This window comes from Corallococcus sp. AB038B (genome assembly GCF_003668955.1).
Classification (GTDB): Bacteria; Myxococcota; Myxococcia; order Myxococcales; family Myxococcaceae; genus Corallococcus; species Corallococcus exiguus.
The window spans coordinates 325,947-337,746 of the sequence record NZ_RAWO01000006.1; the positions used below are offsets into that span (position 1 = coordinate 325,947).

The 11,800-nt window shown below is 68.4% G+C and carries 1 protein-coding gene; it reads right to left on the reverse strand.

Annotated features, from left to right (window positions below; all coding sequences use genetic code 11):
* Window positions 1-11,800, reverse strand: an 11,800-nt coding sequence (locus D7Y04_RS24945; protein ID WP_121760906.1) for a non-ribosomal peptide synthetase, incomplete at both ends; no start/stop codon positions are given.

An 11,800-nucleotide genomic window follows, 5' to 3' on the forward strand; every position in this document is an offset into this window, starting at 1 on the left:
GCAGATGCGAGTGCGCCACCAACGCCGGGCCCTGCGCGTCCTCCAGAAGCCAGCCCAGGCGCTCCTTCGGGTAGCTCGGATCCAACGGCACGTACGCGCCGCCCGCCTTGAGGATGCCCAGCGTGCCCACAACCACGTCCGCCGTGCGCTCCACGCACAGGCCTACGCGGGACTCGGGACCCACTCCCAGCTTGCGCAGCCGGTGCGCCAGCTGATTCGCCTTCGCCTCCAGCTCCCGGTACGTCAGCCGCTGCTTGCCGCTCACCACGGCCACGGCATCCGGCGTGCGCTTCGCCTGCGCATCGAAGAGCTGGGGAATCGTCGCGGCGCGGTCGTACTCCGCCTGCTGCTGATTCCACGTCACCAGCACCTGCTGACGCTCCGCGTCCGTCAGCATGGGCAGCCGGCCCACTGCTGCTTCTGGCTTCGCCACCATGCCTTCCAGCAGCATGCGGAGGTGCTCCACCATCCGGCGCACCGTCGCTGCTTCGAACAGGTCAGTGCTGTACTCCACTGCTCCGGCCAGTCCGTCCGGCGTCTCCGTGAAGAAGAGGCTCAGATCGAACTTCGACGTGCGGCCTTCGTAGGGCACGGGCTTGAGCACCAGGCCGGGGAGCCTGGACTCCTCGACAGGCACGTTCTGGAGCGACATCGACGTCTGGAACAGCGGCGTGTGGCTCAGGCTGCGCTCGGGCTGCAGCGCCTCCACCAGCTTCTCGAAGGGCACGTCCTGGTGCTCGTACGCGCCCAGCACCGTTCCCCTCACCTGCTTCAGCAGCTCTCGGAAGGACGCCTCTCCGTCGACCTGGGTGCGCAGCACCAGCGTGTTGACGAAGAAGCCGATGAGCCCCTCCACCTCCGCGCGCGTGCGGCCCGCGATGGGTGAGCCCACGCTGATGTCCGTCTGCCCCGAGTACCTCGACAGCAGCACCTGCCATCCGGCCAGCAGCGCCATGAACAGCGAGGCGCCCTCTTGCTGGGCCAGCGCGTTCAGCTTCCGGGACAGGTCCAGCGGAAGCATGAAGCCCAGCGTCGTGCCGGCGTTGGTGCGCACCGCCGGACGCGGACGGTCCGTCGGCAGCTCCAGCACCGGCGGTGCTCCCATCAGCGACTGCTTCCAGTAGTCCACCTCGCGCGCCAGGGTTTCATCCCGCAGCCAGTCACGCTGCCAGGCCGCGTAGTCCCCGTACTGCACGGGCAGCTCGGGCAGGGGTGACGGCTGCCCCGCGGAGAAGGCCGCGTACAGCGCACCCACTTCGCGGATCAACACACCCAACGACCAGCCGTCCGACACGATGTGATGCATCGAGACGACCAGCGCATGCTCCCGATTGCCCGACTTCAGCAGGAGCGCTCGCAGCAGCGGGCCTCGCGACAGGTCGAACGGCTTCAACATCTCCTGTTCGATCCGCTGCCGTGCAGCTGACTCGGACACCTCCACCCGCTCCAGGTGCAGGGCCATGTCCGAATGGATGACCTGGAGGGGCTGACCGTTCTGCACCTCGAAGGTCGTGCGCAGGGCCTCGTGACGGATCACGACCTCACGCAGGGCGCGCTCCAGGACGCCCACGTCCAGGTCACCTTCCAACCGAAGGGCCACGGGCATGTTGTAGAGCGCGGTGCCCGGCTCCAGCTGGTCGATGAACCACAACCGCTGCTGCGCGAACGACAGCGGTCGGGCGGCGGACCCCAGCCTGCGCTTCATCGCCGTCTTGCTCGAGAACGCAGCTTTCTCCAGCTGATGGGCGAGCGACTCCACCGTGCGCGATTCGAACAGCGCGCGCAGCGGCAGCTCCGCGCCCATCTCCGCGCGCACTCGCGACACCACCTGTGTCGCCAGCAGGGAGTGTCCACCCAGCGCGAAGAAGTCGTCCTTCACTCCTACCTGGGGCACCCGCAGCACCTCCGCCCAGATGGCCGCGAGCCTTGCTTCCGCATCCGTGCGCGGAGCCTCGTAGGTACTTCCGGCCTTTTGAGCATCCGGCTCCGGCAGGGCCTTGCGGTCCACCTTGCCGTTGGAGTTGAGCGGCAGTGCCTCCAGCACCACCACTGCTCCGGGCACCATGTACTCCGGCAGCCGCTCGCGCAGGCTTGCCTTCAGAGCCTCCGCTTCCAGTGTCGCGTTGGCCTTCGGCGCCACGTACGCCACGAGCCGCTTCTCCGCGCCCTCCCCCTTCGCCACCACGACGGCGTCCTTCACCGCCTCCTGCTGGCGCAGCGCGGACTCCACTTCGCCCAGCTCGATGCGGAAGCCTCGCACCTTCACCTGGAAGTCCACGCGCCCCAGGTACTCCAGCACTCCGTCCGCGCGGTACCGCACCCGGTCTCCCGTGCGGTACATCCGGCTGCCTTCCGGGCCGTAGACTTCCGGCAGGAACTTCTCCGCCGTCAGCTCCGGCCTCAGCAGGTAGCCGCGCGCCTGGCCTTCTCCCGCCAGGAACAACTCGCCTGCCACGCCCACCGGTACCGGTTGCAGGTACTTGTCCAACACGTACGCACGCGTGTTGGTGAGCGGCCGGCCGATGTTCGGCACCTCTGCGCGTCCCACCAGCGACCACGTCGAGTACGTCGTGTCTTCCGACGGGCCATACAGGTTGTACAGCTTGCGCACCGTCGGCACCGCGTACACGGCCTTCGCCAACGTCTCCGGCAATGCTTCACCGGCGAGGTTGATGACCTGCACTGACGGCGGCACTGCGTTCAGCCGCACCAACTGCGCCATCGCCGACGGCACCGTGTTGATGAGCGTCACCTCCGCCTCTGGCTTCTCCTCCGCCAGGTGCAGGGCATTGCGCACCACCACCACGCTGCCGCCCCTCACCAACGGCGTGAAGAGTTCAAAGACGGAGAGGTCGAAGTTCAGGCTCGTCGCCGCGAGCACCGCCTTCGTCTCCTCCTCCGTGAACGTCTCCGTTGCCCACGACAGGAAGGCCACTGCGTTCCGGTGCGTCACCGCGACGCCCTTCGGACGGCCCGTGCTTCCCGACGTGTAGATGAGGTACGCCACGTTCTCCGGGTGCACCTCCGGCGTTAGCGGGCAGCAGGACTCTTCCGCCCACTCATCCTCACGGTCCAGGCACACCGCCTTCGCGCTGAAGGCGGGCAGCGACTCCAAGAGGTGCGAGTGCGCCACCAGTGCCGGGCCCTGTGCGTCCTCCAGCAGCCAGCCCAGTCGCTCCTTCGGGTAGCTCGGATCCAACGGCACGTACGCGCCGCCCGCCTTGAGGATGCCCAGCGTGCCCACCACCACGTCCGCAGTGCGCTCCACGCACAGGCCCACTCGTGACTCCGGGCCCACTCCCAGCTTGCGCAAACGGTGCGCCAGCTGGTTCGCCTTCGCCTCCACCTCCCGGTACGTCAGCCGCTGCTTGCCGCTCACCACCGCAACGGCATCCGGCGTGCGCTTCGCTTGTGCTTCGAAGAGCTGGGGAATCGTCGCGGCGCGGTCGTACTCCGCTTGCTGCTGGTTCCACGTCACCAACACCTGCTGGCGCTCCGCGTCCGTCAGCATGGGCAGCCGGCCCACTGCTGCTTCCGGCTTCGCCACCATGCCTTCGAACAGAACTCGTAGGTGCTCCGCCATCCGGCGCACCGTCGCTGCTTCGAACAGGTCGGTGCTGTACTCCATTGCCCCCGTCAGTCCGTCTGGCGTCTCCATGAAGAAGAGGCTCAGGTCGAACTTCGACGTCCGGCCTTCGTAGGCCACGGGCTTGAGCGTCAATCCCGGCAGCCGCGTTTCGCTCTCAGGCAGGTTCTGGAGCGCCAGGAACACCTGGAACAGCGGCGTGTGACGGCGGTCGCGCTCGGGCTGGAGCGCCTCCACCAGCTTCTCGAACGGCACTTCCTGGTGCTCGTACGCACCCAGCACCGTCTCCCGCACCTGCGTGAGCAGCGCCCGGAAGGACTGGCCTCCATCCACCTGGGCGCGCAGCACCAGCGTGTTGACGAAGAAGCCGATGAGGCCTTCCACCTCCGCGCGCGTGCGGCCCGCGATGGGCGAACCCACGCTGATGTCGTCCTGCCCCGAGTAGCGCGACAGCAGGGCCTGCCAACCCGCCAGCAGCGCCATGTACAGCGACGCCCCCTCCCTCTGGGCCAGCGCCTTGAGGTCCCCCGTCAGCGACCGGGACAGGGGGAAGGAGTACGTCGCTCCCGCGCTGCCACGCACCGGCGGACGGGGATGGTCCGTGGGCAACTCCAGCACCGGCGGCGCGCCAGTGAGCTTGCGCTTCCAGTAGTCCACCTCCCGCTGGAGCGTCTCGCCCTGCAACCCGTCGCGCTGCCAGGCTGCGTAGTCCGCGTACTGCACGGGGAGCTCTGGCAGCGGCGACGGACGGCCTTCCGCGAAGGCCGCGTACAGCGCGCCCACCTCCCGGATCAGCACTCCCAGCGACCAGCCGTCCGACACGATGTGATGCATCGTGACGACCAACACGTGCTCCGCGCTTCCCAGCGTCAGCAGGAGCGCCCGGATCAGCGGACCGCGCGACAGGTCGAACGGCTTCAACATCTCCTGCTCGATCCGCTGCCGTGCAGCTGCCTCGGACACCTCCACCCGCTCCAGATGCAGGGTCATGTCCGAGTGGATGACCTGGAGGGACTGACCGTCCTTCTCCGCGAACGTCGTCCGCAGCGCTTCATGGCGCCGCACCACTTCGCGCAGCGCACGCTCCAGGACATCCTGGCGCAGCGCTCCCTCCAGCCGCACCGCGACGGGCACGTTGTAGAGCGCCGTCCCCGGCTCCAGCTGGTCGATGAACCACAACCGCTGCTGCGCGAACGACAGCGGCCGGGCGGCATCCCCCAGCCTGCGCTCCATCGTGTTCTTGCCAGAGAACGCGGTCTGCCCCAGCTGGCGAGCGAGTGACTCCACCGTGCGCGCTTCGAACAGCGCACGCAGCGGCAGCTCCGCGCCCGTCTCCGCACGAACCCGCGACACGACTTGCGTCGCGAGCAGCGAGTGGCCACCCAGCGCGAAGAAGTCGTCCTTCACGCCCACCCGCGGGACGCGCAGCACTTCCGCCCAGATGGCCGCCAGCTTCGCTTCCGTCTCCGTGCGCGGGGCTGCGTAGGTGATGATGGCTGCCGGTGCCTCCGGATCCGGCAGGGCCTTGCGGTCCACCTTGCCGTTGGAGTTGAGCGGCAGTGCCTCCAGCACCACCACCGCTCCGGGCACCATGTACTCCGGCAACCGCTGACGCAGGCTCGCCTTGAGTGCCTCCGCTTCCAGTGTCGCGTTGGCCTTCGGCGCCACGTACGCCACGAGGCGCTTCTCCGCGCCCTCCCCCTTCGCCACCACGACGGCTTCCTTCACCGTCTCCTGCTGACGCAGTGCGGACTCCACTTCGCCCAGCTCGATGCGGAAGCCTCGCACCTTCACCTGGAAGTCCACTCGGCCCAGGTACTCCAGCACTCCGTCCGCCCGGTACCGCACCCGGTCTCCCGTGCGGTACATGCGGCTGCCCTCAGGGCCGTACACCTCCGGCAGGAACTTCTCCGCCGTCAGCTCCGGCCTCAGCAGGTAGCCGCGCGCCTGGCCTTCGCCTGCCAGGAACAACTCTCCCGCTACGCCCACCGGTACCGGCTGCAGGTACTTGTCCAGCACGTACGCCCGCGTGTTGGTCAGCGGCCGGCCGATGTTCGGCACCTCTGCGCGCCCCACCAGTGACCACGTCGAGTACGTCGTGTCTTCCGACGGGCCATACAGGTTGTAGAGCTTCTGAACCGTCGGCACCGCGTACACGGCCCTAGCCAGTGTCTCGGGCAGTGCTTCGCCAGCGAGATTCACTACGCGCACCGACGGCGGCACTGCGTTCAGCCGCACCAACTGCGCCATCGCCGACGGCACCGTGTTGATGAGCGTCACCTCCGCCTCCGGCTTCTCCTCCGCCAGATGCAGGGCATTGCGCACCACCACCACGCTGCCGCCTCGCACCAGCGGCGCGAATAGCTCGAACACCGAGAGGTCAAAGTTCAGGCTCGTCGCCGCGAGCACCGCCTTCGTCTCTTCCTCCGTGAACGTCTCCGTCGCCCACGAGAGGAAGGCCACCGCGTTCTGGTGCGTCACAGCGACGCCCTTCGGGCGGCCTGTGCTTCCCGACGTGTAGATGAGGTACGCCACGTTCTCCGGGCGCACCTCCGGCGTTAGCGGGCAGCAGGACTCTTCCGCCCACTCATCCTCACGGTCCAGGCAGACCGCCTGTGCACTGAAGGCGGGCAACGATTCCAGCAGGTGCGAATGCGCCACCAATGCCGGGCCCTGCGCATCCTCCAGCAGCCAGCCCAGGCGCTCCTTCGGGTAGCTCGGATCCAACGGCACGTAGGCGCCGCCGGCCTTGAGGATGCCCAGCGTGCCCACCACCACGTCCGCCGTGCGCTCCACGCACAGGCCGACTCGCGACTCCGGGCCCACTCCCAGCTTGCGCAGCCGGTGCGCCAGCTGGTTCGCCTTCGCCTCCAGCTCCCGGTACGTCAGCCGTTGCTTGCCGCTCACCACGGCCACGGCATTCGGCGTGCGCTTCGCCTGCGCCTCGAAGAGCTGGGGAATCGTCGCGTCGCGCGCGTACTCCGCCTGCTGCTGATTCCACGTCACCAGCACCTGCTGGCGCTCCGCGTCCGTCAGCATGGGCAGCAGGCCGACTGCCTCCTCCGGCTTCGCCACCACTCCTTCCAGCAGCACCCGCAGGTGCTCCACCATCCGGCGCACCGTCGCGGCTTCGAACAGGTCGGTGCTGTACTCCACCGCTCCGTCCAAGCCCTGCGGCGTCTCCGTGAAGAAGATACTCACGTCGAACTTCGACGTACGAAGCTCCAGCTCCAAGGGCTTCATCGTCAGCCCGGGCAGCCGTGCCTCTCCATCGGGCGTGTTCTGCAACGCGAGCAGAGACTGGAACAGCGGCGTGTGGCTCAGGCTGCGCTCGGGCTGCAGCGCTTCCACCAGCTTCTCGAACGGCACGTCCTGGTGTTCGTAGGCCTCCAGCACCGTGCCTTTCACCTGCGTCAGCAACTCGCGGAAGGACTTCTCTCCGTCCACCTGCGCGCGCAGCACCAGCGTGTTGACGAAGAAGCCGATGAGTCCTTCCAGCTCCGCACGCGTGCGCCCCGCGATGGGCGAACCCACGCTGATGTCCGCCTGCCCGCTGTAGCGCGACAGCAGCGCCTGCCACGCCGCCAGCAGCACCATGTACAGCGATGCGCCCTCGCGCTGCGCCAGCGCCTTCAGCCCCTGCTCCAGCGACGACGGCAGCACGAAGGAATGAACCGCTCCCGCGTTGCCTCGCACCGCCGGCCGCGGATGGTCCGTCGGCAACTCCAGGACCGGCGGCGTCCCGGCGAGCTTCCCCCTCCAGAAGTCCACTTCCTTCTGGAGCGTCTCCCCCTGCAACCAGCCGCGCTGCCACGCCGCGTACCCTGCGTACTGCAACGACAGCTCCGGCAGCGGCGACGGACGCCCTTCCGTGAAGGCCGAGTACAACGCGCCCACTTCACGGATCAGCACTCCCAGCGACCAGCCATCCGACACGATGTGGTGCATCGTGATGAGCATCACGTGCTCGGTGGCTCCCAGCTTCAGCAGGCTCGCCCGGATGAGCGGCCCCCTGTACAGGTCGAAGGGCTCCGCCAGTTCCACTCCAAGCCTGCGCCGGACTTCCGCCTCCCGCTGCTCGCCGTCCAACGCCCCCAGGTCGATCTGCACCATGGAGAGGCGCACTTCGTCGGCATGGATGCGCTGGACGGGCTGTCCCTCGTGCAGCTCGAACGTCGTGCGGAGGGACTCGTGGCGCCGGACGATTTCACGCAGGGCCCAGTCCAGGGCTCCCACGTCCAGCTCGCCTTCCAGGCGCACCGCGACGGGCACGTTGTAGAGCGCCGAGCCCGGCTCCAACTGGTCGATGAACCACAGGCGCTGCTGCGCGAACGACAGCGGCGACGGCCCAGCGTTCGCGATCGACGCCAGCGCCACGGACAGCGGACGCTCGGCCGTCTCCAGCCGTCGGGCCAGGGCTTCGAGCGTCGGAGCCTCGAACAACGTCCGCAGTGGCAGCTCCGCGCCCAGCTCCTTCCGGATCCGCGACACCACCTGGGTCGCCAGCAGCGAGTGCCCGCCCAGCGCGAAGAAGTTGTCCCTCACCCCGACCCGCGGGACGCGCAGCACTTCCGCCCAGATGGCCGCCAGCCTCTGCTCCGACTCCGTGCGAGGCGCTGCGTACTCGTGCTCCGAAGCAGCCGCTTCGACTTCAGGCAGTGCCTTGCGGTCCACTTTGCCGTTGGCCGTGAGCGGCAGCGCATCCAACACACCCATCGCCGACGGCACCATGTACTCCGGCAACCGCTGCCGCAGCTCCGCTTCCACTGCCTTCGGGTCGATGTTCTGCCCCGGCTTCGCCACGAGCCACGCGACGAGCCGCTTGTCTCCGCCGACGTCGCGCACCACCGCCACGGCTTCCGCCACGTCCGGATGCTGGAGGAGGGCCGCCTCCACCTCGCCCAGTTCGATTCGGAAGCCGCGCACCTTCACCTGGAAGTCGGTGCGCCCCAGGAACTCCAGCGTCCCGTCTTCCTTCCAGCGCGCCTTGTCTCCCGTCCGGTACAGCCGGGAACCCGGCTCCGTGCTGAACGCGTTCGGAACGAAGCGCTCCGCCGTCAGGTCCGTACGGTTCAGGTAGCCCCACGCCAGGCCTTCGCCACCGACGTACAGCTCTCCCGGTACGCCTACTCCGGCCACGTCACCGTGTTCGTCCAACACGTACGCCGTCGAGTTTCCAATCGGCTTGCCGATGGGCACTGAAGTGGTGAGTTCCGTGTCACGAGTGAGCGCGTGCGTCGCGGAGAACGTCGTGTTCTCCGTCGGGCCGTACCCGTTCACGAGCACCGCGCCCTCCGGCAAGTGCTTCAAGTGCTCGCGCACTCGCTGGGATGGCAACACGTCGCCACCCGCGAGGACCTGCGACACCTCCGCCAGCGCGTCCACCTGATGCAGCGCCATCTGCTCGTACAGCGCGGCGGTCAGCCACAGCGTGCTGATGCGCTCCTTTCGCAGCAGCGCGCCCAACTCCTCCAGCGCCAACGCGTGCGGCGGCGCCAGCACCAACTTCGCCCCGTGCAGCAGCGCGCCCCACAACTCCAGCGTCGAGGCGTCGAAGGCCACCGGCGCCAGCTGCAGCCAGACCTCCTCCGGCCCGAAGCGCAGGAAGTCGTTGCCCACCACCAGCCGCGTGATGCCCCGGTGCGGGACGCTCACGCCCTTCGGCCGGCCCGTGCTTCCCGACGTGAACATCACGTACGCCAGGTCCTCCGCGCCCACTTCTCCCTGCGGCGCCGACGTCGGCTGGTGTGCGATCTCGCTCCATGCGGTGTCCAGCAGCAGCGGCGTGCCCGCGCTCGCCGGAAGTTTCTCCACCAGTGACCGCTGCGTCAGGGTCACGCCTACTCCCGCATCTCCCAACAGCAGCGCGATGCGCTCCGCAGGGTAGTTGCGGTCCACCGGCACGTACGCCCCTCCCGCCTTCAGGATGGCCAGCAGCCCCGCCACCATCTCCAGCGAGCGCTCCACGTACACGCCCACCCGCGTGCCGCGCTTCACTCCCTGGCTCCGCAGGTGATGCGCCAACTGGTTCGCCTTCGCGTCCAGCTCGCCGTACGTCAGCGTGCCGCCCCCTTCCGCGAGCTTCAGCGCCACCGCATCCGGTGTCCGCTTCGCCTGTGCCTCGAAGCGGGCGTGCACCGACATGTCACGGGAGGGCTGCGTGGCCGTCGGGTTCCACGTCAGCAGCACCTGCTGGCGCTCCGCCTCCGTCAGCATGGGCAACCGGCCCACTGCCTCCTCCGGCTTCGCTACCACGCCTTCCAGCAGCACCCGCAGGTGCTCCACCATCCGGCGCACTGTCGCCGCTTCGAACAGGTCGGTGCTGTACTCCACCGCTCCGCTCAAGCCCTGCGCCGTCTCCGTGAAGAAGATGCTCACGTCGAACTTCGACGTGCGGATCTCCAGCTCCAGGGGCTTCATCGTCAGCCCGGGCAGGCGCGCCTCTCCCTCGGGCGTGTTCTGCAACGCCAGCAGGGACTGGAACAGCGGCGTGTGGCTCAGGCTGCGCTCGGGCTGCAGCGCCTCCACCAACTTCTCGAACGGCACGTCCTGGTGCTCGTAGGCCTCCAGCACCGTGCCTTTCACCTGCGTCAGCAGCTCACGGAACGACTCCTCCCCGTCCACCCGCGCATGCAGCACCAGCGTGTTGACGAAGAAGCCGATGAGCCCTTCCAGCTCGGCTCTCGTCCGCCCCGCGATGGGCGAACCCACGCTGATGTCCGTCTGCCCGCTGTAGCGCGACAGCAGCATCTGCCACGCCGCCAGCAGCACCATGTACAGCGATGCTCCCTCGCGCTGCGCCAGCGCCTTCAGCCCCTGCTCCAGCGACGACGGCAGCACGAAGGAATGAACCGCTCCCGCGTTGCCTCGCACCGCCGGCCGCGGATGGTCCGTGGGCAACTCCAGGACTGGCGGCGTCCCGGCGAGCTTCCCCCTCCAGAAGTCGACCTCCTTCTGGAGCGTCTCGCCCTGCAACCAACCGCGCTGCCACGCCGCGTAGCCCGCGTACTGCAACGACAGCTCTGGCAGCGGCGACGGGCGCCCTTCCGAGAAAGCCGCGTACAACGCCCCCACTTCACGGATCAGCACTCCCAGCGACCAGCCATCCGACACGATGTGGTGCATCGTGATGAACAGCACGTGCTCGGTGGCGCCCAGCTTCAGCAGGCTCGCCCGGATGAGCGGTCCCTTTTGCAGGTCGAAGGGCTCCGCCAACTCCACTCCGAGCCGGCGCCGGACCTCCGCCTCCCGCTGCTCGCTGTCGATTCCCTCCAGGTCGACGTCCGCCACCGGCAGCCGTGCGTGGGGATGGATGCGCTGGACGGGCTGGCCCTCGTGCAGCTCGAACGTCGTGCGGAGGGATTCGTGGCGCCGGACGATTTCGTCCAGGGCTCGCACGAGCGCTCCCCGCTTCAAGGTGCCCCGCAGCCGGACCGCGACGGGCACGTTGTAGATCGCGCTTCCCGGTTCCATCTGGTCGATGAACCACAGGCGCTGCTGCGCGAACGACAGGGGCGGCGCTTCGTCACTCGCGGCGGACTTCAGCGCCGTGGACTGGTGACTCGCGGCCGTTCCCAGCCGCTCGGCCAGGACTTCGAGCACGGGTGCCTCGAAGAGGACCCGCAACGAGATCTCCACTCCGAACTCCGAGCGGATCCGTGACACCACCTGCGTCGCCAGCAGCGAGTGGCCACCGAGCGAGAAGAAGTTGTCCCTCAGCCCCACCCAGGGCACCCGCAGGACCTCCGCCCAGATGGCCGCCAGCTTCTTCTCCACCTCCGTGCGCGGCGCTTCGAAGGCGGTGCCTGCCTCCTGCGCTTCCAGCGCCATGAGCGCCTTGCGGTCCACCTTGCCGTTGGCCGTGAGCGGTAGCGCTTCCAACACGCCCATCGCCGACGGCACCATGTACTCCGGCAAACGCTGCCGCAGCTCCGCTTCCACTGCCTTCGGGTCGATGTTCTGCCCCGGCTTCGCCACGAGCCACGCGACGAGCCGCTTGTCCCCGCCAACGTCGCGCACCACCGCCGCGGCTTCCGCTACGTCCGGCTGCTGGAGCAGGGCCGCTTCCACTTCGCCCAGCTCGATTCGGAAGCCGCGCACCTTCACCTGGAAGTCGGTGCGCCCCAGGAACTCCAGCGTCCCGTCTTCCTTCCAGCGCGCCTTGTCTCCCGTCCGGTACAGCCGGGAACCCGGCTCCGTGCTGAACGCGTTCGG